Origin of the sequence: Paenibacillus sp. GXUN7292, assembly GCF_050864975.1 — a bacterium.
Taxonomy (GTDB): Bacteria; Bacillota; Bacilli; order Paenibacillales; family Paenibacillaceae; genus Pristimantibacillus.
Map to the genome: position 1 here is coordinate 179,981 of NZ_JBOZWO010000006.1, position 22,228 is coordinate 202,208.

General features: G+C 39.5%; 26 protein-coding genes and 1 pseudogene. 23 read left to right on the forward strand and 4 right to left on the reverse strand.

Going from position 1 to position 22,228, the window contains the following annotated elements; all coding sequences use genetic code 11:
- The first annotated feature begins 91 nt into the window (after positions 1–91).
- The 3 genes from ACRRU2_RS08310 to ACRRU2_RS08320 all read left to right on the forward strand — a co-directional run bounded on the left by ACRRU2_RS08310 (position 92) and on the right by ACRRU2_RS08320 (position 3,052).
- Positions 92–730: a hypothetical protein gene (locus ACRRU2_RS08310; protein WP_331702271.1), complete on the forward strand. Its 639-nt coding sequence runs from the start codon at positions 92–94 to the stop codon at positions 728–730.
- Positions 731–1,090: 360 nt separating this feature from the next.
- Positions 1,091–1,624: a hypothetical protein gene (locus ACRRU2_RS08315; protein ID WP_432500734.1), complete on the forward strand. Its 534-nt coding sequence runs from the start codon at positions 1,091–1,093 to the stop codon at positions 1,622–1,624.
- Positions 1,625–2,077: 453 nt separating this feature from the next.
- Positions 2,078–3,052, forward strand: a complete 975-nt coding sequence (locus tag ACRRU2_RS08320) for a Gfo/Idh/MocA family protein (RefSeq protein WP_432500736.1) — start codon at positions 2,078–2,080, stop codon at positions 3,050–3,052.
- Positions 3,053–3,307: 255 nt separating this feature from the next.
- Here the strand turns inward: ACRRU2_RS08320 and arsC are convergent, their stop codons facing one another.
- The 3 genes from arsC to ACRRU2_RS08335 are packed head-to-tail and all read right to left on the reverse strand — an operon-like array spanning position 3,308 to position 5,343.
- Complete coding sequence (gene arsC, locus ACRRU2_RS08325) at positions 3,308–3,730, reverse strand: arsenate reductase (thioredoxin) (protein WP_432500737.1); 423 nt, start codon at positions 3,728–3,730, stop codon at positions 3,308–3,310.
- Positions 3,731–3,751: 21 nt separating this feature from the next.
- A complete protein-coding gene (locus ACRRU2_RS08330; RefSeq protein ID WP_432500738.1) occupies positions 3,752–5,044 on the reverse strand; it encodes an arsenic transporter in 1,293 nt (430 codons plus the stop codon).
- A 14-nt stretch (positions 5,045–5,058) separates the two neighbouring features.
- The gene (locus ACRRU2_RS08335) at positions 5,059–5,343 is read right to left on the reverse strand and encodes an ArsR/SmtB family transcription factor (RefSeq protein WP_331702298.1); all 285 of its coding nucleotides are present in this window, start codon (positions 5,341–5,343) and stop codon (positions 5,059–5,061) included.
- Positions 5,344–5,694: 351 nt separating this feature from the next.
- Between ACRRU2_RS08335 and ACRRU2_RS08340 the strand changes: the two genes are divergently transcribed.
- From ACRRU2_RS08340 to ACRRU2_RS08390, 11 genes are all read left to right on the forward strand, one after another.
- A complete protein-coding gene (locus ACRRU2_RS08340; RefSeq protein WP_432500739.1) occupies positions 5,695–6,219 on the forward strand; it encodes a thioredoxin domain-containing protein in 525 nt (174 codons plus the stop codon).
- Positions 6,220–7,059, forward strand: a complete 840-nt coding sequence (locus ACRRU2_RS08345; RefSeq protein ID WP_432500741.1) for a transporter substrate-binding domain-containing protein — start codon at positions 6,220–6,222, stop codon at positions 7,057–7,059. It begins immediately after the preceding gene.
- Positions 7,060–7,168: 109 nt separating this feature from the next.
- On the forward strand, positions 7,169–7,834 hold the full coding sequence (locus ACRRU2_RS08350; protein WP_331702299.1) for an amino acid ABC transporter permease: 666 nt from the start codon (positions 7,169–7,171) through the stop codon (positions 7,832–7,834).
- Positions 7,831–8,607: an amino acid ABC transporter ATP-binding protein gene (locus ACRRU2_RS08355; protein WP_432500742.1), complete on the forward strand. Its 777-nt coding sequence runs from the start codon at positions 7,831–7,833 to the stop codon at positions 8,605–8,607. The genes ACRRU2_RS08350 and ACRRU2_RS08355 overlap by 4 nt, the downstream gene beginning before the upstream one ends.
- 223 nt (positions 8,608–8,830) lie before the next feature.
- Positions 8,831–9,235: a hypothetical protein gene (locus ACRRU2_RS08360; protein WP_432500743.1), complete on the forward strand. Its 405-nt coding sequence runs from the start codon at positions 8,831–8,833 to the stop codon at positions 9,233–9,235.
- 300 nt (positions 9,236–9,535) lie between these two features.
- Positions 9,536–10,429, forward strand: coding sequence for an AraC family transcriptional regulator (locus tag ACRRU2_RS08365; protein ID WP_432500744.1), 894 nt, complete (start codon positions 9,536–9,538; stop codon positions 10,427–10,429).
- Between the two features lie 79 nt (positions 10,430–10,508).
- Entirely contained in the window at positions 10,509–11,267 is a 759-nt protein-coding gene (locus ACRRU2_RS08370) for a class I SAM-dependent methyltransferase (RefSeq protein WP_432500746.1), read from the forward strand.
- Between the two features lie 241 nt (positions 11,268–11,508).
- Entirely contained in the window at positions 11,509–11,868 is a 360-nt protein-coding gene (locus ACRRU2_RS08375; RefSeq protein ID WP_432500748.1) for a hypothetical protein, read from the forward strand.
- Between the two features lie 128 nt (positions 11,869–11,996).
- Positions 11,997–12,185: a hypothetical protein gene (locus ACRRU2_RS08380; protein WP_432500749.1), complete on the forward strand. Its 189-nt coding sequence runs from the start codon at positions 11,997–11,999 to the stop codon at positions 12,183–12,185.
- A gap of 25 nt (positions 12,186–12,210) precedes the next feature.
- Positions 12,211–12,759 carry a YbjQ family protein gene (locus ACRRU2_RS08385; protein WP_432500750.1) on the forward strand — a complete coding sequence of 183 codons (549 nt, stop codon included), beginning with the start codon at positions 12,211–12,213 and terminating at the stop codon, positions 12,757–12,759.
- 228 nt (positions 12,760–12,987) lie between these two features.
- Positions 12,988–13,227, forward strand: coding sequence for a hypothetical protein (locus ACRRU2_RS08390; RefSeq protein ID WP_432500752.1), 240 nt, complete (start codon positions 12,988–12,990; stop codon positions 13,225–13,227).
- Positions 13,228–13,393: 166 nt separating this feature from the next.
- Here ACRRU2_RS08390 and ACRRU2_RS08395 read toward each other — a convergent pair whose 3' ends face one another.
- The gene (locus tag ACRRU2_RS08395) at positions 13,394–14,473 is read right to left on the reverse strand and encodes a Gfo/Idh/MocA family protein (RefSeq protein WP_331702288.1); all 1,080 of its coding nucleotides are present in this window, start codon (positions 14,471–14,473) and stop codon (positions 13,394–13,396) included.
- A gap of 457 nt (positions 14,474–14,930) precedes the next feature.
- Between ACRRU2_RS08395 and ACRRU2_RS08400 the strand changes: the two genes are divergently transcribed.
- From ACRRU2_RS08400 to ACRRU2_RS08440, 9 genes and pseudogenes are all read left to right on the forward strand, one after another.
- A complete protein-coding gene (locus ACRRU2_RS08400; RefSeq protein ID WP_432500754.1) occupies positions 14,931–15,377 on the forward strand; it encodes a DMP19 family protein in 447 nt (148 codons plus the stop codon).
- A gap of 153 nt (positions 15,378–15,530) precedes the next feature.
- The gene (locus ACRRU2_RS08405; protein WP_331702292.1) at positions 15,531–16,112 is read left to right on the forward strand and encodes an SUKH-4 family immunity protein; all 582 of its coding nucleotides are present in this window, start codon (positions 15,531–15,533) and stop codon (positions 16,110–16,112) included.
- Positions 16,113–16,525: 413 nt separating this feature from the next.
- On the forward strand, positions 16,526–17,056 hold the full coding sequence (locus ACRRU2_RS08410) for a DinB family protein (protein ID WP_432500755.1): 531 nt from the start codon (positions 16,526–16,528) through the stop codon (positions 17,054–17,056).
- Between the two features lie 226 nt (positions 17,057–17,282).
- Positions 17,283–17,759 carry a DUF6389 family protein gene (locus tag ACRRU2_RS08415; RefSeq protein WP_432500756.1) on the forward strand — a complete coding sequence of 159 codons (477 nt, stop codon included), beginning with the start codon at positions 17,283–17,285 and terminating at the stop codon, positions 17,757–17,759.
- A 137-nt stretch (positions 17,760–17,896) separates the two neighbouring features.
- Positions 17,897–18,114, forward strand: a pseudogene (locus ACRRU2_RS08420) (PhzF family phenazine biosynthesis protein); the annotation flags it as partial.
- 437 nt (positions 18,115–18,551) lie between these two features.
- Positions 18,552–20,819, forward strand: a complete 2,268-nt coding sequence (locus tag ACRRU2_RS08425; protein WP_432500757.1) for an S-layer homology domain-containing protein — start codon at positions 18,552–18,554, stop codon at positions 20,817–20,819.
- 562 nt (positions 20,820–21,381) lie between these two features.
- Positions 21,382–21,510 carry a hypothetical protein gene (locus ACRRU2_RS08430; RefSeq protein WP_432500769.1) on the forward strand — a complete coding sequence of 43 codons (129 nt, stop codon included), beginning with the start codon at positions 21,382–21,384 and terminating at the stop codon, positions 21,508–21,510.
- 8 nt (positions 21,511–21,518) lie between these two features.
- Positions 21,519–21,674: a DUF3888 domain-containing protein gene (locus ACRRU2_RS08435; protein ID WP_432500770.1), complete on the forward strand. Its 156-nt coding sequence runs from the start codon at positions 21,519–21,521 to the stop codon at positions 21,672–21,674.
- A gap of 266 nt (positions 21,675–21,940) precedes the next feature.
- A partial coding sequence (locus ACRRU2_RS08440; protein ID WP_432500758.1) for an IS110 family transposase occupies positions 21,941–22,228 on the forward strand: 288 nt, incomplete at its 3' end.

A 22,228-nucleotide genomic window follows, 5' to 3' on the forward strand; every position in this document is an offset into this window, starting at 1 on the left:
ACGGTCAGGACAGTTTGGGTTATCTTATAATTTGTAACATAACCTTTTATGTAAACGTTTATATAGTATTCCAACGAAAAGAGGTTCTCCTATGAAAAGTCGATTCCTTATTTTTTTCCTATTTGTAATAGTGACCTTAACTGCGTGCGCAAACGACAAAGGTGATGAGAACAAGTTAAGTTTGGATGATAGCACCAGAGGTGAAAAGCTTGACGATCAAAACGTCCAAAAAGAGCCTCGGATTGATTCCAAAGCAGAAGTCATTGATGGGGATTTTGTTTATCGTCTCGTTTCTGAGAAATCGGTATACGCCGAAGGCGGGAAAGTAGAAGTCTACGCAGAACTGGAATATGTCGGAGATAAGCCAGAAATTAAAATCGTCCATGCAGCTTCACCATTCTCTTTCCCAATGAGAGAGAAAACAAGAGGATATGATCTCCTCTACATGATGGATCAGCCTCTTATCGTTACCCTTTTAAAAAAGGGCGAGCCTCTAAGGGAGTCTTTTAAGGGAGCAGGCGGTTACGGATCAGAAGATCCAAAGGATTACATTGATTTCATGATTAGCGTGGCGGAGGCATCCCAAAAAGGCACGTTGCCTTGGGGAGATTACCAGGTATTTGGATTTGCTAATTTCGAACCAATATACAAGGAGAGCCAAGAAAACGAAACACTTCGCTTGAAAGCGGAGATCGAGTTCATCGTGGAAAAGCCTGAAAAAAACGGATGACAAAATGTTACTAGCATTATTTCATTGAACTAACTAACACGTTAGCTTAATCAGCAAAACGTTGGAGAACAACATATAAACATTTGTACCACGTAACTACGAAGTTTTCTTATACAATAAGAGTGGGAGGAATGAGCACCATTAAAGGGTATGTCACGATTCAAAATAAGAAGATTTATTATGAGGTTCACGGTGATAACAATCTTCCAACCTTCTTGTATCTGCACGGAGGACCTGGTGTTGGTTCATATGATTTCAATCTAATTCAAGCAAAAAGGTCGAAAGAAACTGTATAAACTTTGGTTTACAATAACCCTGATTAATACTTACCACTTATTATTATTTGGAGGTGGAACGACATTGCTGAAAAGGATTTACATGCTTTGTTTCGCTGCACTTCTTGCAAGTTGTTCGATGGAGAAAGAAAAATTAGTAACGTTACCTCTAGAAACTTCGCCGGAACCCACCAGGATAGTGACTTCAATAACAAATACCGAAGAGACTAAAACACCTACGGCTGTGACAAATAATCTATCGCCCCAGTACATCGATGAAAGCAAGTATGAAGGGGATGAATTAGGGATCGTCAAGACATTAAACAAAATCATAAAAGCCGTCTACGAGACGAACTTTAATGCATATAATTCACTCATTACAGGAGATATGAATCCGAGTAAAGGAGAATTTGATTTTAATAAGATCTTTTTAAGTATCGATAAATTAGACTTCATGGTGAAACCTGATCCTACACCTCCTAATGGTGCTAAACCTGTTGTGCTAGAATATACAGAGAAGAACTATTATAACAAGGAAATAGAAAAAGATAAGCAATTGTTTGTATTTCAATTTGAAGATGAGATCTGGAAATTACTTTATATAGCTGATTGGTGGTAGAGAAGAGTATTCATATGAGCAGATGGATGTGAACTATAATTCATTGAATTGAATAACTTAGATGAGGCTGCCACTGAGATCGGCAACTTCATTAAGTTAACTGGTATAATTTGTTTAATCTACTCTCCTTCGTTAAACTAAAGTTGTATTCGGTGGACCCTAACTGTGCACATTAGCAAATCATGAGAAACCAAGCCTGTTTTTGGATGATAAAATGTAGACATAAGAAGGCTGCATATGGGACGTGTAACCCTGATAATGATTGTGACACTGGACGGTTGCTGTGACCACATGCAGGTGATTGCGGATGAGGAGCTCCATTGTTTAGAATAAAGTATAGTGGAACTTTTCAAAAGCAATTACGCTTACGGGTTCGATAGTTTATAATCAAGGAACAGATTATCACTTTGTATGGGTCTATTTCATTATTCATGTAAAGGTTGGGATTGATCAATGACGCTTAAAATTGGAATTGCAGGGACAGGCTGGTTCGGAAAAATGCATGCAGAAAAGCTTTCGGCAATGGAGGGTGTTCAAATTAGCGCGTTCTGTGGTACAAGTTCTGAAAAAGCGGAGGCAGCGGCGAGCCCATACCGAGACGCCCGTGGGTATGAATCGATTGAGCAGATGCTTGACGATCGTAAGCTGGATGCGGTATATGTTTGTACACCTCCATTTGCACATGGTGAGATTGAACTTGCACTTGTAGAGCGGGGTATACCATTTTTGGTAGAGAAGCCGATCGGGGTGGACGAGGATACGCCAAACCGGATTCGTAACGCAATTAACGAGAAGGGGCTCGTAACATCGGTTGGCTATCACTTTCGATACATGGACAGCACAAGCCGAGCGAAGGACCTCCTTGCTGTTCGCAAGCCTCTTATGGCACTTGGACAATGGATGGGTTCAATGCCAGGTGTGTATTGGTGGCGGCACATGAACACATCGGGCGGCCAGTTTGTTGAACAAACGACCCATATCGTTGATTTGATGCGTTATTTGCTTGGAGATGTGAACGAAGTATATGCAGCTTATGGATACATGAATAAAGCCGAGCAAGATGAAGATGTAACCGTGCCTAATATTGGTTCGGTAACGATGAAACTCGCAAGTGGTGCAGTTGCAACTATCAGTAATACTTGCGGGATTCAAGGCGGACATCATGCAGGACTGCAGATTTATACAGATGCTGGTGTATTAGATATTGCAGGTGACGCGCTGATTGATAAGGAAGTAAGCAAGACTACCAAATACCAATCATCAAGCAATCCTTATATACGTGAAAATGAAGCCTTCTTACATGCTATCAGGACAGGAGATCGTTCTGGAATTCTATCCACCTATGATGATGCATGGCATACCCATCAGGTGACTATGGCAGCAAATAAATCGGCGATGACTGGACTTCCAGTTAAACTAAGAAAATAACTTATTTATTCATCTAACGGGGAAATGCCTCTATAATTTAAATCAATTAAACATAAAAGCTCCTATTTATCAGGAGCTTTTTTACTTTATTTTTCTTAAATTTACGAGTGGCTTAATCTAGAGTCCCAACGTACTGGTGCTATTTTCAATACTGAAATGAAGCTAGTAGAACCGAAAGTACTCGATCTATTCCGTCCCATAATTTAGGCTTATGGTAAGACACTATATTTGTCAATGCCGCGGGTTGTAGAGTGTTTACTCACCATTTTTTACAAAATTCTCAATACGTGATTTTATCGCATCCCGAACATCTCGGAATTCTTTTATAATTTTTTCTTCACTGCCCGCAGCTTTTGCAGGGTCATCAAATCCCCAATGCCATTTCACAACATCTGGATTAGTTATGACCGGGCAATGTTCATCTGCGTGACCGCAAAGGGTAATGACATAGTCGGCGCGATTCAAAATGTCTGGATTGATAATATTAGACGTATGACTGCTGATGTCAACGCCAACTTCATTCATAACTTGTATAGCTCTAGGATTAAGACCATGAGCCTCAAGACCTGCGCTTTGTACATCAAATAGATCCCCACCGATAGCTTTTAGAAAACCATCTGCCATTTGGCTGCGGCAAGAATTACCTGTACACAAGAAATAAATCATTTTTTTATGCATCGTTCATATCTCCTATTAAATTTAATGTATGATGCTTAACCATAGATATAATCCGATTAATGTGATTAGCAGGACTGGGACAGTCAATACGATACCCACTTTGAAATAATAACCCCAAGTGATCTTCACATTTTTCTTGGATAACACATGCAGCCATAGAAGAGTAGCCAGTGATCCGATAGGTGTGATTTTTGGCCCAAGATCTGAACCAATTACGTTTGCGTAAATAAGTGCTTCTCTGAGAACACCAGCTGTGTTCGTTCCTTGAATAGCAAGTGCGTCAATCATTACGGTCGGCATATTGTTCATAATAGAAGAGAGGACTGCTGCTATGAACCCAGAAAGAATTGTAGCCGCAAATATGCCTTGATCCGCAGCCCATTGAAATACTTTACCCAATTCATCTGTAAGACCAACATTTCGCAAGCCGTACACTACGACATACATTCCGATCGAAAAGACGACAACAGACCACGGAGCACCTTTAATAACTGTAGCTGTACGAAAAGCAGAACTTTTTCTTGCTGCCCAAATAAAGGAAATAGCAGCAATTCCAGCTATGATGGATACCGGAATATGAATAAATTCGCTTAACAAATAGGCAATAAACAATATCAATAGCACAAACCACGACAATTTAAACATCCGCATATCTTTAATCGCTTCTTGAGGCTTTTTAAGTTGTTCCAAATCATATTTCTTCGGTATGCTTTTACGGAAAAATAAAAAAAGGACCAACAAACTCGCACTAACCGAAAATAAATTGGGTACGATCATTCTACTTGCATACTCGGCAAAACCGATACCGAAGAAATCAGAAGATACAATATTAACTAAATTACTAACGACGAATGGAAGGGACGCTGTATCTGAGATAAAGCCACTCGCCATAATAAACGGTATAATCATTCGATCATCGAATTTCAAAGCTCGAACCATAGCAAGAACAATAGGTGTTAGTATTAAAGCTGCGCCATCATTCGCAAAAAATGCTGCAACAGCTGCTCCGAGCAACACAACATAGGTAAACATAAGATAACCATTACCATTTGCGAATCTCGCCATATGCAAAGCCGCCCACTCAAAAAATCCGATCTCATCCAATATAAGGGAGATAAGTATCACGGCAACAAAGGCGAGTGTCGCATTCCAAACGATACCTGTTACGTCCCAAACATCCTGAAAATTTACAACGCCAAACAAAAGGGCAAGAATAGCTCCTCCGACAGCTGCGTAACCGATATTCAATCCTTTTGGCTGCCATATAACAAAAATTAATGTGAGTATAAAAATGACCGTTGCTGTGACTAACATAATTCCTCCTACTCTTAATTACAACTATCCGGTTTTAATTTGCTTAGCTCTTCCTTCATGGAAGGCAGGGCATCTAGAATACCGGATAAGTACGGCTTATCCTCTATATGAAGCGAATAATAGATCCACTGACTTCTTCTTGTTTCATTTACTAATCCGCCCGTTTTCAGCTTTCTTAAATGCTGACTGATATTAGGCTGAGTCGTTTCAAGAATATTCACAATGTCACAGACGCACATTTCTTTTTCTCTTAAGAGAGCAAGGATAGTCAAACGAGTTTTATCTGCTAACAGCTTCATGATTTCAGTGATGTTTTCTATAGGCTGAGTCAAAATCTTACCTCCCTGTATTTATTCATAACGTCACACCTTTCAGAATATATTATACGCATTTTAATACATAAGTAAATAGTTATATAAGCATGTAATTATGTGTTTGTAGTTGTCATGGCTTCGATTTCTTCCTCGTGAAATAACACATATTTACTTCCTCACAAACCATTTTAGCCGTATTGCCAGTATCAAAGGAGTAGGGTTACACCGGGGTTCTTCCTGCAAGAAATATTTTACCAACATATAGTTTACAATTCCGATAGAAATAGTGTACAATCTAAACAACTCGGAAACTTATTACAAAAAGGTGGTTTAACGATGGCTGAAATTAAAAATGACTATTTAGTAATCGGTGATTTAAATGCACCAGTGAAAATTGAAGTGTTTTTAAATTATGCTTGTCCATATTGTGCAACATTTTATGAATTGGTAGACAACACGCTTCCGCAATATTTAGCACAAAGCAAAGTTGCCTTAGTAGTAAAACATTATGATAAACCGCGCGAAATGTTATTACCTGGAACATTGATTAATGCTAACCTAGATTATTCAGACCCCGGAAGAACATTAGAAATCATTAGTGAATTATTTAAAAACCAAGCAACATGGGATAAATATTCAAGCCATGAAATTAAAAAATATATTGAAGAAAAGTACAATTTAAAAGAAGAATTTTCAAACATTGATCGCAGCTTATTAATTACAGCAGAGGCAATTGAACGTGGTGTAAAAATGGTGCCGACTGTATTCATTAATGAAATGGAGTTCCAGTACCCACGTGAAATTTTTGCAGATGAATTAGTAGAGGTTATTGAAAAAGAATTAGAGAAGGCAGGGGTTTAAGTGAGCAGCTTTAAAAAATTATCGTTTCTATTAGTAATGAGTACATTAATACTTATTTTAGCGGCATGCAGTGATAAGAAAGACGATGTTGGGTCATCTGAAGCTACCGGCAATTCTACGGCGAAAAAAGACGTGTTAGTTGTTGGCTCATCAGGAATATATCCACCATTCATCTCAATAGATAAGGATGGCAATGCACAAGGCTATGACGTAGAAGTACTAGAATTAGTTGGTGAAGCGTTAGGCTACGAAATTAAATGGGAGTTTGCAGAGTTTTCAGGTATTTTCGGTATGTTAGATACAGGTAAAATTGATACAGTAGCAAACCTAATTGCGATGACAGATGAACGTCGTGCAAAATACGACTTCTCTACACCGTATGCATATTCTGGTGCAACATTGGTTGTTCGTGAAGACAATACTAGCATTAATAGTATAGAAGATTTAAAAGGTAAAAAAGTTGGCGTACTTTTAGGCAACAATTTACACACATTTTTAGAGAAGTGGAATGAAGAGAATGGTAAGGAAATCATTATTACACCATATCAGGATGTAAGTGGTACATATAATGAAGTAGCGTTAGGTCGCTTAGATGCATTCATTGATGTAAAAATTACAGCAGCTTCTCGAATTCGCAATGAAGGTTTACCATTAAAGCTTTATGGTGAAGAATATTTAATTAATTTTGACTATGGCTTCCCATTCGTACGATCTGATGAAAATAAAGAGTTTTTAGAAGCATTTAGCGTAGAAATTCAAAAGTTGCAAGATAGCGGTAAGCTAAAAGAGCTTTCAGACAAGTGGAGTGCCATTGATGTAACCATTCCACACAAAAAATAATAGTAATAATTTGAGAGGCTGTTCAGAGGAATCTCTGTGCGGCCTCCACATGTTTAACGTATGTTAACGATAGAAACGAGGGGTTAATGTGAACTTCGATATTGGCTATATGGTTGATATTTTTCCAAGAATATTAGAATATTTACCGATTGTTTTATATATGGGGACATTATCATTTGTTTTAGCAGTCATCGTGGGGTTAATTTTTGCAGTTATTATTAATGCTAAGGTGCCCGTTTTGTACCAGCTACTACTAGTCATCATCTCATATTTCCGCGGTGTACCAACATTAATTCAAATTTTTATTTTTTATTTTGGTTTACCACAACTATTTCCGAGCTTAAGCTCCATGCAAGCGATAACGGCAGTTATTATCGCATTAAGTATTAAAAATGCTGCTTATTTATCTGAAGTATTCCGCTCAGCCTTTTTAGCAGTAGATAAGGGTCAATTTGAAGCTTGCGAGGCAGTGAATATGACAAAGTGGCAAGGATTGCGCACTGTTATTTTGCCTCAAGTATTTCGTGTAGCTATTCCAGCTACAGGCAACTACTATATTATGATGATTAAAGAAACTTCATTGGCATTTACAATCGGTGTAGTCGATATGTTAGCCCGTGCAAAGCTTGAATCTGCTGTCACCTATAAATTTTTAGAGGCGTATTTAGCCGTTGGATTAATTTATTGGGCAATTACAGTAGTATTAGCATTTTTACAGTCAAAGCTTGAAAGCTATATGGAACGTCCATACTTGAAGGAGGCGACAAAATCATGATTAAAATTCAAAACCTCCATAAAAGCTATGGGAATACGGCTATTTTAAAAGGCATTGAAGTGGAAGTGAAAGATGGCGAAGTGTTGGCAATTATTGGCCCATCAGGTTCTGGGAAATCAACATTTTTGCGTTGCTTAAACTATTTAGAAAAAGCGGAAAAAGGGATCATTGAAATTGATGGAGCAAAAGTCAATGCAGAGCAGTATACGAAGACGGATATTGTTCTTTTACGCAGCAAGACAGGAATGGTTTTTCAAAACTATAATTTATTTAAAAATAAAACCGCCTTACAGAATGTTTCTGAACCGCTGCGTTTAACGAAAAAAATGTCAAAAAAACAAGCAGAGCAAGTAGCGTATAATCTATTAGCTGAAGTAGGCTTAAAAGGTAAAGAGCTTAACTATCCCGTTGCCTTATCAGGCGGCCAACAGCAGCGTGTAGGTATCGCAAGAGCACTAGCGCTTAATCCGTATGTAGTTTTATTTGATGAACCGACATCTTCTTTAGATCCGGAACTTGTAGAGGAAGTACTGAATGTTATAAAGGATGTTATGAAACAAGGCAGAACAATGATTGTTGTGACCCATGAAATGGAGTTTGCAAAAGAAGTAGCAGATCGTGTGATTTTTATGGCAGATGGGTATATCGTGGAACAAGGCACACCAGAAGAAATATTTAATCATCCACAAAATGAAAGAACGAAGCGATTTTTAAAAAATTATTTAACATTGCATGCAAATGATGGAATACAACAAGAAATAACCGTAATATAAATGACGCATGTTAGGTTAAATTAATAGTATTTATATGTAATCTGTTTTTTTCTACAGATAAGGTGTCCGGTGAAAAGAACATAGTAACATTTAAAAGCCGCTAATTATGCGGTTTTTTTGATATCATCGGCAGCCTCGTTAAGCCAAAGAGACAGAATAGTTAAACCACTGCAACCTTCATGCGGATCTTTACGTCACATATCTAAATGGTAAATAACGGGAGTTGATTTCGATTAATAAAATTTTTGTTGTGCTTGCATTTTTTTGTCTTGTGTTCTTGATTGGTTGCAGTAAAGAAACAACTGAGCAGAATCATGATAAACATTTTGAATACCTTAAGTCATTTGGTTGGCATATTGAGGAAAAAGTTAGCGAAAGAACGCAAGATACAAAAAACTATCTTCCTGCATCAAACGTAGGTATTGATTTGGCACCTTATAAAGAAATATATATTACAACCTACTTGCTAAAAGAAAAACAAAAAACAGGAAAGAAAATATACGCATCCATTTATCAATTTAATGAAGATACTATTGGAGGAAACGGACATCTGGAGACTTGGGAGCCTGGAGATTTCCCATTAAATGATAAAGAAAGGCTAATCAAAGAAGGAACAATAAATAAATAGCGTGTTCTCCTTTATTACGAACGAGTACTATAGCTTAATAAAATAACTAAAAACGCGGCTGCCGGTGTGGATCGGCAGCCGCGTTGTGCTAACGGGCGGGTTAGCGGAGGAAGAATACAGTAATATTCAATGTGGCTGGATATGAAAGCGGATATTTCTATTAATAGAACGAACTAGAGCAATTCATCATTATCTAAAGAAACTAAAAATGTAAACAGTATTTTAGCAAAAACGGAACAGCATCTCATTTTACAAATTGTTATAATGAATTCGTCACACAGAAGAAGGTAGGTTGGTACATTGAATTATACTGATGACATTAAGCGTAGTATCAAATATATTGAAATGAATATCAAGAAAGAACTTACCGCAAATGAAATTGCAGAGCATGTCGGTTATTCTATTTTCCACTTTTGCAGAGTGTTCAGTTTGTTGCAGGGAATACCTCTTATGGATTTCGTTCGCAAAAAAAGATTAATTCAAGCTAGAGGAGAACTTCTATCAAACAGAAAAATCATAGACATTGCTTTTGATTATGGTTTTAAAACAGCAAGTGGATTTTCAAAAGCATTTCGGAAAGAATTTGGATACAGTCCAACTATATATATTGCTAGAAACAATAGCTTGAGTACAAGCAAAAATATAATAAAGATTGAAGGATTTAACATGAATCCTACCTTTACTAAAAAATCTGCTTTTAAGGTTGCTGGTTATGGAATCGAAACGAATATCTCGAATGGGTATATGAAAGATATTGCTGCATATTGGGATACTTATACTGGTGAAAATTTAGAGAGTAAAATGTATGAACAATTGAATCCACCAAGACATGGAGAGGTTGGGATTTGCGTATCTTCATCTGACGAAAGTAATGTCAAATATTTGTTCGGCGTTATTGTAGATGATTATTCAAAGGTAACGACCGATATGATGACATTTGATGTTCCAGCAGCACAATATGCAGTTTTCACAACTCCGCCAGTTGATAATATTACAACAGCTGCAACATACGATGCAGACCCATTATCAGAAATGGTAAAGGCAACATGGAAATACATTTTTGAAGAATGGTTTCAAGACAGTGATTATGTTTTTGATGAAACAAAAATAGAATTTGAATTTTACGATGAACGTTGTCATGGTCTAGAAAATGCAGTAATGGAAATTTGTGTGCCAATTAAAAAGAAATCATAAGTTTTAATTATTAAAATTGAGATGCGGAAGTTTATAATTCAATGAATTTTTTTCCGCGCATAATATCGGAGGAAATAAAATGTTTAGTTATTATGGTGCATTATGTACGGAGGTTTATGATTTTACCAAACAAGTGGGATATTCAATTGACGGTGATATTGAATACTACCTAGAACGATTAAAAACTTGTAAAGGGCGAGTTCTAGAAGCAGCAGTTGGGTCAGGTCGATTTATTATCCCATTTCTTGAGGCAGGATATATAATTGACGGAATTGATTATTCTCCTGAAATGTTAAATTCTTGCCGAGAACGTTGCGAAGAACGAGGCTATAATCCGAAATTGTATGAAGAAAATTTAAAGGAATTTTCTTTGCCGTCCAATTATGAGGCGATTATTATTCCTACTGGTTCTTTTTGTTTGATTGAAAATCGAGAAGATTCTTTAGCCGCATTAAAATGTTTTTTTAAGCATCTTGTTTCAGGGGGGCGTTTAATTGTTGACCTTGTATTACCTCATGGTTGGAAAACTGGGGCGATATCCACTTCAACACTTTCTCTACCAAGTGGCGATGGGATTACGATGGAAAGCAAGTCAATTGAAATTGATTGGCTAAACCAAATAACTGTATCCTATATAAAATATGAGAAGTGGCGAAAAGGAAAGTTGATTGAATCTGAATTGCAAAAATTTGCAATGCGTTGGTATGGTATTGAAGAGTTCAAACTTGTTTTAGAAAGTATAGGTTTTTCTGACATCACATGTTCAGCTGATTATAAATATAAGGAACAACCATCAAATGCGAGTCAAATCATTACATTTGAAGCAGTCAGAAAATAATATGATGGCAAATTTATCGTGATGCATGAAATTTAACGGAAATTAGGCAGACATAAAAGCGCTTCAGCTTGCAGTAGCAAACTGGAGCGCTTTTTAATTTACGATTGGTACTGGTATGACCGCCGTCCATTCCTCAAGTAATGTTTAAATGATGGTTATTTGCAGGCGACTTTCGGAAATCTGGTTTCAGATAGTATTTTATCACAAGAAGCATTAAACTAAAGGGGAACGGAGGTTTAATATGCTCAAATACATTCATTGGAAATCTTTTTTCAAAGTGAACAGTGAGGAAAAAGTACATAAGCTGCTAGCAAAAATCAATGAATTATGTGACGTGAAGGCTACTCTAATTTCGTGTGAACGTTATTGGAAGGACACCTCTTTATTCGATATTGTTTTTAGTACACCTTTATATAAGGACGAAATTGCTGATGCTGTCTTCGCAGCATTAGTTATTTCTCACAAAATGGCTTATCAATGGGAGGTTACTGGCCCATACATATCTGAACAAGGGATGTGGGAGTTTCGTGGATTGACCACTAATACCAAGGTCACTGGGATTGAATGGATCGAGTTTAGGGTGGAATCTGTCGATCTGTAGTTTGCTTTATTAACTGATGCCCAAGCACCGTTGCATATGTAACTAGCTCGCCTTGTTATTGCATCCTTAATAAAAGATAATCAGTTCATTGAAATGGGGAGGAATGTTCAATTCAATGAGGAATAATCTTGATTCCAAGATTCTTTTGGTCACCTGATCAAAAACTGGCGTCTTTCCAATTAGAGGAGAATCAGATATGGATTTATAATAGTGAGGATAGAACTTTTGACTTTGCTGAAGTAGGCAAATTGCTCACATGGCTGCCGGAAGGTGATTTAGTTTGGATCAATACACAAAAGCCGATCTATACCTTTTAAATACTAGCGATCAGGGGGAATGGATATGTCCAATCTTTTAATTACAACCACTTCTTTAATTGACGGACACAGGATTGATCAGTATAAAGGGCTGGTTTCAACGCGCGTCGTAACTGGAGCTGGATTTTTTGCAGACTGGGCCGCCAGCTTTAGCGATGTTTTTGGGGGAAGATCGGAAGCCTATCATAATCAATTGAAAATGATTTATGATGAGGTTATTGCTTTATTAGAAGTAGAAGCTATGAAACGCGGCGCTAATGTCATACTGGGACTGAAAATTGACCATAACGAAATATCGGGCAAGGGCAAGCAAATGTTTATGGTAACGGCTTCCGGAACTGCGGCTTATATAAAGGAATTATCTGTTGAGACAAATGCCAATATGCAGGAAGTAACAGTAGAATTGTTTGAGCTGGAATTAGAACGACAACAATTAATCGATCGTATAAATCTGGCACAGGATGAATTAGCTCTTCAATATAATTGGGAGTTTATAATAAAAAATAAGATTGCGGATGTTATGGAAAAAGCATTCGATTGTGCACTAAATTCGATTGATATGGAAGAGGTGTAAAATTACTTCTCTGCATTGGACACAAAGGCCAGCATAAAATTTCTATATGCGCAGCTTGCTGATGATCATAAGAGAGAAACGGCTATTCATTTGATTAAGAATGCTAAATTACTTGATTATTCTAAAGTTATAGAGTTGTTGACTTCTGAAAACATAAGCGTTCGAAAATCAGCCCTACAATTGATAGATGGCAGAAAACGAACTTATACAAAGTCGGAGATAGCAACGTTGGATCAAATCATTCTGGTGCTGACAAGCTCCGATTGCATACCAGATTTAGGGTCAGACTATGGTGACAAATGGTTTTGCAAGTGTGGGAAAACGAACAAAGCTAGTCAGCAATATTGTAAATACTGCGGTCATGATATAAAGGGATTTACAATGAAGGATGTAAGTTTAGAACAAGCACTAGATTGTGCCACAGAAGCACTCTTTGTTCTTAAGCGTTTGTTTGATGTAAGGAAATGAATAGAGTTTTTATTTTAAAAAACCGCATACTTATGGATAAAGCTATCGTAAATTGACAACACGTAGCTTATAACCACGTCACTCGTTTTATACAATCTTTTAAAAGTATCAGTATTTGGCACAAAAAGCGCTCCAGCTTGCAGTAGCAAACCGGAGCGCTTTTATGTTAAGGCAGATCGATTGTTACCTCGCGGCGGGACTCTGCTGATCGCAGCACACCGTCGATAATGGCCTGTTGAATCATAATTTGCTCGCCAGGAATCGGTGCAGGACGTCCATCACAGACAGCTTCAACGAAATCGCGTACCTTTTCATGGAATAAGTTCAAATTATGATGAATCAGAGGGACAGGAGTAGCAGTTTGACCGCCCATCAGGTCGTGGTACATGGTGATATCGCCGACCTTCCCGTCCCAAACACCGGACCAGTTGCCGGTGCCAAAAGGATTGATTTTAAGACCGGCATCAGTACCAAGGAACATCGTTGAGCCGAGGGAGTCCATATGCATCGCCCATGAAATTTTGAATTGCAGCACCAGGTCATTTTCAAAACGAACCATCGCTACGCCAAAATCCTCCACATTAAATTGAGCAGCTTCAGCGTGGTAGAGCGGATTAGTTCCAAAATGGTTAGAGGTAAAAGCCGAAACGGTTAGCGGTCGCGGATACCCAAGCGCATTCAGCGCCATATCCAGCGAATAGCAGCCGATGTCAGCCATTGCGCCTGCTCCTGCCAGCTCCTTGCGGATAAACGTGCCGCCAGGCATTCCTCTGCGACGACCGCCACCTGTTTCTACATAATAGACTTTTCCAAGCTTGCCGCTTTGAATGATTTCATTAATCAGCTTCATGTTTGGGTCGTAACGTGGCTGGAAGCCAACACTTAGCATGTGACCAGAAGCTTTCGAAGTCTCAACCATATGCACAGCTTCATCCAATGTGATAGACATCGGTTTTTCCAGTAGCACATGCTTTCCTGCATTTAGAGCATCAACGCTTGTTTGATAATGGGAGAGATTTGGAGTACAGATGCTGACGCCGTGAAGCTCAAGCTCAAGCAGCTGCCGGTGATCAGCAAAGGCCTTGGCTCCAGCAAGCTCCTCCTGAGCGATAAATTGCTCGGCTCGGCCGGGAACAATGTCGGCTACAGCAACGATTTCAACATCCGGTAGTTGTTTGTATGCGGCAACGTGTGCACGGGCGATGCCACCGGACCCAATAATACCAATGCGAATAGGTGTAGTCATATGTCTTCCTCACTTTTTTATAAATAGGTAATCGTTTGCGGCACTAATTGAATTATTAGCGAATAATACTCTCACAAGGTTATTAAAATTTCTTATCGTATACATGCCTAAGTTAACATATTTATCCCCAAAAGATAATCTAAAAAAATGACAAGAAAAGTATGATATTACGACAAAGGGTAGCTGTCTGAAAATAACGTATCTTGGTGAAAGGCGTGTTTTTTCTTATTCCATGCAAGCTTTTTTTGCAGTTTTACAGGTGCGTAAAATTCCGTTATTGAGAATATGGCATTATTTACTTTTGAGAGCGAGGTGGTATATGTTAATAGTACTGACTTAAAAATAAATTTATTTCCTTATATGCTAGTCCAATTAATTAGCCTATGGGAAGGGGTCAAGACACAGAACAGTTAGAAGCACATAAAACTATAATTCTCATCTTAAGGGGGAGTACAATTTGAGTAAGTCCGATATCCATGACATCTGGTTCGATTATGCCGCGGCCTTTGTACAGCAAAAGAATGCTTCGGACTGGAACACCTTGGCCACGCATGAACAAGAGATTGCCGCACTATGGCTGCTGGAAGCCGATGTGTATAACGGTGGATTTGTGCAGTTTTTTTTGCAATGGGGGGAAGAGGCATATATCCACGTGGTACGGGCATTACAAGCCATCGGGGCGTTACATGCGCTTGAAATCGTCCAATCCGGATATGCCTGCATCGAGCATTTATCGGAAGACAATCGCCTCACTCAGCTCTGGGATATTCCAAAGTTTCTCACCGAGGAAGAGGCAGAACGGCTTGATAAGCTCGATAAGAGTTTCTGGGAAGACTATGATCACATTGCGGAAATAGCATATCGATATTACGTTGAGGAGTTGGGAATAACCGTTTCATCATAACCTGTATTCATTATGTGGATCAAGGGAGTGGATGTCTTTGACCCTATTCAACATTCTATTAATTAGGAACGGAGGTTATGATTGTAATTACTTGCTGCAGCGCTTATTTAAAATAATAATTATAGAGTTGAAATAAGAGGAGGGAATTGAACTTTGAAACAAGTTGTCGTCTATGATCCGGATCTCCTCAGATCCGTCAATTTGCCTGCGGAGGTAGAGGCATATTTGCTTAAGGAAGGGCTTCCTTTTATCGAGCCTGCGGATACCGTCTTGGGCGTTCGCTTCCAATCGTTCGCGGATATGGGACTTCTGCACGCTGGCAAACGCAAGCTGCTGCCCATCGGATACGAATGGGAGCCGGAAAGCGCCATTCTGGGGCTGGCTCAAGGCTCGGGTCATCTATGTTCCTTCCACCCGGCATCCGGACAATCAGGATTCGTTAACTCGGATATCCGTCTGTTTCTGTTGTTCTTATCACGCGTTCGAACGTTTATAGCAAGTCACTCCCAAGGTGATCAAGCGACGATATGGACGGCGGAGGAAATGAGCGAACGTCTGGCAGCCTTCCGCCGTGGCGAGATCGTCCCGCAGCGTCCGAAACGGCCGGCCTTCGACCGCAAAGCGGAGCTGGCCAGAATGCGAGCTTTATTTGAAGAGAAGGACGCAGCCAGCCTGGCAGACGAAAACTATTGGTGGAGCTGTGTGCTGGAGCAACTGGAAGACGGCTTGTTATAGAACTTTGAGGACAGTATTCCTGTTATAAGTATAGATTACCCCATTACGACAATCTAAAGGGAGTTATATTATTGCGTTATGTCATTGATATTGCTTGCACATCTTATCTGAAACTTCAAGCTGACCATATCGCCTGAAGGAATCGTGCGCAGCAAAGGCGGCGACGGTGGTACACTTATCTGCGGTGGTAGAGGTGTCACATGGGGCTATTTTCCTATTGCTACTTATTATCGTAACCCCTATGAGGAAGAGTTGGAGTGGGAGGAACGTGCCGAATACTTACATTATCGTCGCGTAGTTCATCTGTAATCAACCATGGAGAACGGCTTTAATAACAGGAAACGAAGATAAGGAGTATATTATCGCAAGGTGAGTATCTGAGTCCGATACAAAGTGAGGAAGGAGGAGCTTGAATGCTTTTTGATTTAAAAGGTGATTCAAATATGTCGCCAACTGTAGGAATACTCTATTCCACTGTGAAAGAAAACAGCCAACGATTACAATTAATCACTAATGGCATGTCGCAAGAAGAAATAGATTATAAGGGTCCAAATAATAACTTTAATAGTACCGCTCAATTAATTAAACATATTATGTTTGTTGATCTAAACTGGGTTTATAGAATAAAGGGAGAACCACTTCCTCATTCTTGTAAAAAACAATATGGACCAATAATAGATGCGAATAATAAGCTTCCGATGGTTAAAGGGATGACTTTGAACACACTGATGTCTAACTACGAAGGTGTGTTGAAAATGTTGAAAGAAACTTGTACACAATTAAAAGATGCTGATCTAGACAGAGTTGTCACTTTTGGTCATGAAAATGAAAAGCAATCGACCATTCGCTGGGGGTTATGGCATATGGCTGACCATAACCGCTATCATCAGGCTCATATTATTCAGCTTAGAAAGTGGTATAATGATAGTTCTTTGTCAAAATAAAGTGGCGAGTGTTCCGGAATTAATCTTGGGCTAGTTAATACTTGTCATATGATAACGGAGGAGCACACAGCAATGTGACTCCTCTATTTTATTGAACTAACGACGCAGGTTAGTTCGATTCTAGGTACAAAAAATACAGTTATTTAATCCCTTGTTTTTATTCTTTTACCACTTTATTATGGATATAATTGGGCAACAAAAAGAACAAAAGATAGGAGTGCTGAAGTTGGACGGATTAATAAACGCAGGAAGCTACCAAAGAGAATTGCTTGCCATTCTCCGGGCGCATTCCGAGCAGGCACTGAAAACTCTTCGAGCATTAGACGAAGCTATACCGGAAAAAACACGCGCCATTCACATCGGCATCCACCCGAATCAGGAACAGGATGGTACATTCAGCATCATGATCCATTTGGACGGCCCGGACTTATATGTTCTAAATAAAGCAATCGATGCACATCGATCTCTGTTCGAGGTCCGTTATGAGGAAGATGGCTGTGCAGAGCCAGAGGTTCCGTTATTTAGCCCGTTTCATCTGCCATTTGAGGTCAATGATGTGATTGTGGACACATGCTTCCTGTGGCTCGAGGAACTTTGGAAATGTTTTGGCGGAACAAAATCCAATTTGCCGGTCGAAGTCTTTGGAGAAGACGGTTATGGATCAGAACCTTTCAGGCAGCTCTCAACTAGGGACGAAGGTTAATGATTCTGCTTTTCTTTTGATAAAATTTCAGAATAGAGAATGTCACTTAGCGCAATCATCCCCTTCAATTAGAAGGGATGATTGCCTAACGGTTGAAACGCCTCTCTTATTCAAAATAGGATTGCATTGCCACCGGTAGAAGCTTCTTTCCAAAATTGAACGTTAATGAGGATCCCGTTTGCGGATCTGCGCATTGTAACTTTATTCCGTATTGGGTAAGTCGCTGGGTAAGAATGTGCTGGTAGTTCGCCAACTGTCCAAGCGAGGAGGCACCCTATACTGCCAACTAGACGGGGATCGCGTGAAAATAAGCGGAACCGCCGCGCTGTACGCAGAAGCTGAATTGCGGATCTAAAGTTCAGGGCCAGTTAATGAATTAAACGAGCTAAAAACAATGAACTGTATGAATTATATTAAGTTAACAGGTTGCGATATACATAACACGATTTATATAAACCCAAAAAAGACCGTCAGGAAAGCTTCCTGACGGTCTTTTTTATAAATGAGCACAAATGAACATTCGCAAGTGAAAAATGATAAAGCATCAAGTTAATAAACAAAAAAAGAACTAAATATTAATATCATATTGACATAAATGAATATTGGTGTTAGATTCTACTCAATATTGCGCTTTAATAAACATTTGTGCGCAAATATGAGCTACTATGTAAAAAGGAATAGGCAAAATCAACTCTAGTTTTGGAAAGGAGGGAATCAGTCGTATAAGCTTAAACTTTTGGAATTTGAAAGCGGATTCAATTAAATGAGATTATGGAGGTTTCAAAGAAAATTATGGCTAATACGATGATACTGACAATCCGCCGGGTGATTAGCGGAACGACTTTTTTGAAAGCTGCAGCAGTAGCTGCAATTATTAGCGTTTTTACTTTATCCCCCTCTGCAATCCAAGCAGAACAAAGCCCCATGAACTCCATGTTTAATCTTTCAGAAACAGCTAAGGAGCTTTTTACTAACAAAGATGCACAAAACAACACGGTACTGCAGTCAATCGGGTTCGATAATCCAAACGAACGAGTCTATACGCTTCAACTGATGCAAGGCTCGTTACAACTGGATGGCGAGACTGCGGCAGTTACCGGAGCCAACAGAGATTTGAACGGCGATTTGGCATTAACGCAGTATGATTTGCAGGGAAACAAGACCGGCTTTATGTATCTGAAAGGCTTTGGACATGGCGTTCAGATGGGCGTGGAATCGGTAGGTGAGGAAACATTTTTATGGACTGAAATTGATTCTGTTGCAGAGGGTACAAGCGGATGGGGAACGAAAATCGCCAGATTTCCATTTGAGAACGGAAAAGTTCTTGACTCAAAGTCACAAGAAATTGAAAAATTCAGCCTTGTGGAAGGCGCAGATAGAACCACTCTCAATATCGACCCTGTTCATGGACTGCTGACAATGAGATATCGCTTAAACGGTTCTTTCCGATATGGAGTTTATGACCTGGAGGAAATCAAGCAAAATCGTTTCAGTCCGTTGGCAGACGTGCCTCAACCAAGTGGATTAGGTACATTTCAAGGATTCGCATCCTATGGGAGGTATTTGTATCTTTTGGATGGCACTGCTTACGGCTCGGGGGGATCGGTTTCACCAACAGGAAATACATATATCACTTCAGTCGATTTAAAAACGGGGGCTATTATTGATAGACAGCTGATTTATGGAGGAAATGATCTTGTTTTCAGGGAGCCGGAAGGCTTAGCTATTCGTCTGTCGGATAAAAATGATCCACAAAGCGCCCAATTAAGCATTGGTTTCGCTTCCGGAGTGACTGGTGCAAGAAAAGCAAATATTTTATACTTGGATAATTTGCTTCAACGCAGCCCTGATGCCCCAACAGACGTTAGTGCTATAGCGGGCGACAGTCAAGCGATAGTAAACTTCACAACTCAAGCTGGCTACTGGGATAGCGAAATTGACAGCTATACAGTAACATCGAGCCCCGAGGGAGTGTCTGCAGTTGGGACGGGCAGTCCGATCACGGTGAAGGGACTGACTAACGGAATTGAGTATACCTTCACAGTTACTGCAACGAATTCGGCAGGAATATCTATTGCATCTTCTTCTTCCGAAGAGGTTACTCCGTTAAGCTCAAATGCAGATTTAAGCGGACTTAATTTGTCCAGCGGTTCTCTGGACAAAACCTTTTCATCCGATGTAGTCAGTTATAATGTGAGTGTTCCAAATTATGTGAACGTTATAACAGTTACTGCGGAAACATATGATACTGGCGCATCTCTTCAAATTAATGGAAATTCGGCGGTCAGTGGCGCTGTTTACGGACCAATTAACCTTATTGTGGGTAGCAATCCAATCCCCGTCGAAGTGACTGCACAGGATGGCACAGTAAAAGTTTACACAGTTGTAGTGAATCGGACTGCGAACAGCAGCAGTTCCAGCAGCTGGAGTTCCTCTGAAGCAGCAATAGAGGACAAAGAAACACCTGAGGATGAACAGAAGGCGATAGATGAGCAGGAAAAACCAAGGCCGTCAGTAATATTGGAGGACATTTTTGGGCATTGGGCTGAAGCAAGCATTAAACAAGCGGTAATTGCCGGAATTGTGAACGGTTATCCAAATGGGACGTTTAAACCAGAAAAGTCCGTTACCCGCGCGGAATTTACGGTTATGCTAATGAAAATGTTAAATCCACAGGAAACAGAAATAGAACTGACTTTTGCAGATAAGGTTAATATAGGATCATGGGCGCAAAAAGAAGTTATGCAGGCTGTACAAGCAGGAATCGTTAGAGGCTATGAAGATCGAACCTTCCGTCCTGATGTGGAACTGACACGCGCAGAGATAGCGGTAATGATTGCTAACGCACTGCATTTACCGATTGAGCCGGCTGCTCAAACAGGAACAGGCTTCGTAGATGACCACGCGATTCCGGAATGGGCAAAGGGTTCAGTGTCAACCATCAAGAAATTGGGCATAGTCGAAGGCAAAGACGGGAACGTATTCGCCCCTGAAGCCAAAACAACAAGAGCAGAGGCTGTAAAGCTTCTAATGATCATGCTGGCACAAATGAGCAAGTAATCAACAGATATCAACCTAATTTTAAATTTTGAAAATTTTTGTATTAAAAAAAGAATCTGTATTGTTGCACTTGTTGTGATTACGGAGGGACAACGTAATAATATCACGGCTCGCAGGTCTAATGACTCGCGAGCCTTTTTGTCGGAGGACATCGACATACAATAATAGTACCGCATAACTACACGTTTTTCATTTAAGGATTTGACCTTGAAAGTTGCTTCGACTCGAAATAGTAAAAGCAAGATAAGTCAGCCAAACATAATGTTGATGGAGTACAATAATATTGCGGCCCAACAGAATTAGTGAAGTTTATAATTGATATCCCCCAGAACAATCATCTTATGTTTATTAATTATAAAAGATTTTCTTATTATTAAGATTTTTGGGAATGTTAATGTAAAAATACGCGTAGGGAGAATATCAGAAAATTCGAGGGGGTCACATTTTGCGAAGGAAAGGCATACTGACTTGTGTAACATTAATTCTTGTCTTACTGCTGATAATACAACCGGCTAATGCAAGCTCAAACATAAATAATAATACGAGGCTTGTCCTAACTTTATTGGCCCCTAAAATACAAGAACAAATAAATCAATATTACAAAGAGAAGCTTACAGAATCACCTACTTATGCGCCTTTTCTTGATCCTGTGAACATGTTGGTGGGGTATTTCGATTCCACATTGATGTAATTGTAATTATAACTCCTTATGTAGGGCCACATATCAACGTTGGGATGGATAAAATATCATTTAAAATCGACAATAGAGGAACGGTGGAGGTCTTAGACTATGAGCATATTAAGGACTATGAACTTCCCCCTAATTGGAAACACATTATTAAAGTGAAAAAATAAATTTACCTACACCTCAGGATCTCACAGATCAGACTTTACCAGAAATCATAGCAACGTGGAAAAAACACATGTAGAGGGCAGGCGGTACAACAGGCATACAAAAGGCAGCTGAGCTCATTGCCCAAGCTAAGCGAAGTGTGGGAGACATTACAGCTTTAGCTGAAGCAAAGCTAGATTTGACACGTTTAATCGCGGAGTTTGAACGAATTACGGAGATGTTAGCGGACATTGAAAAGCAGCTTCACGTATTGCTAGAGGAGATCCCCATGGCCGTTCAGATGCGTTCCATAAAAGGCATGGGTCCTATCTTCGTTGCGGCTATCTTAGCAGGTGTAGGTGACCTCAGACAGTACGCACATGGACGTCAGTTACTACGCAAAGCCGGTCTAAATTTGGCCGAAAGCACATCGGGGAAAAGGAAAGGCCAGATCGTTGTCTCCAAACGAGGGGACTCCAGGTTAAGAAAATATCTTTATCTGGCGACGATCCAGCTCATTGGAATAAATCCAGTCTTTCAAGAATTACATCAGCACAATGTTCAAGTAAAGCACATA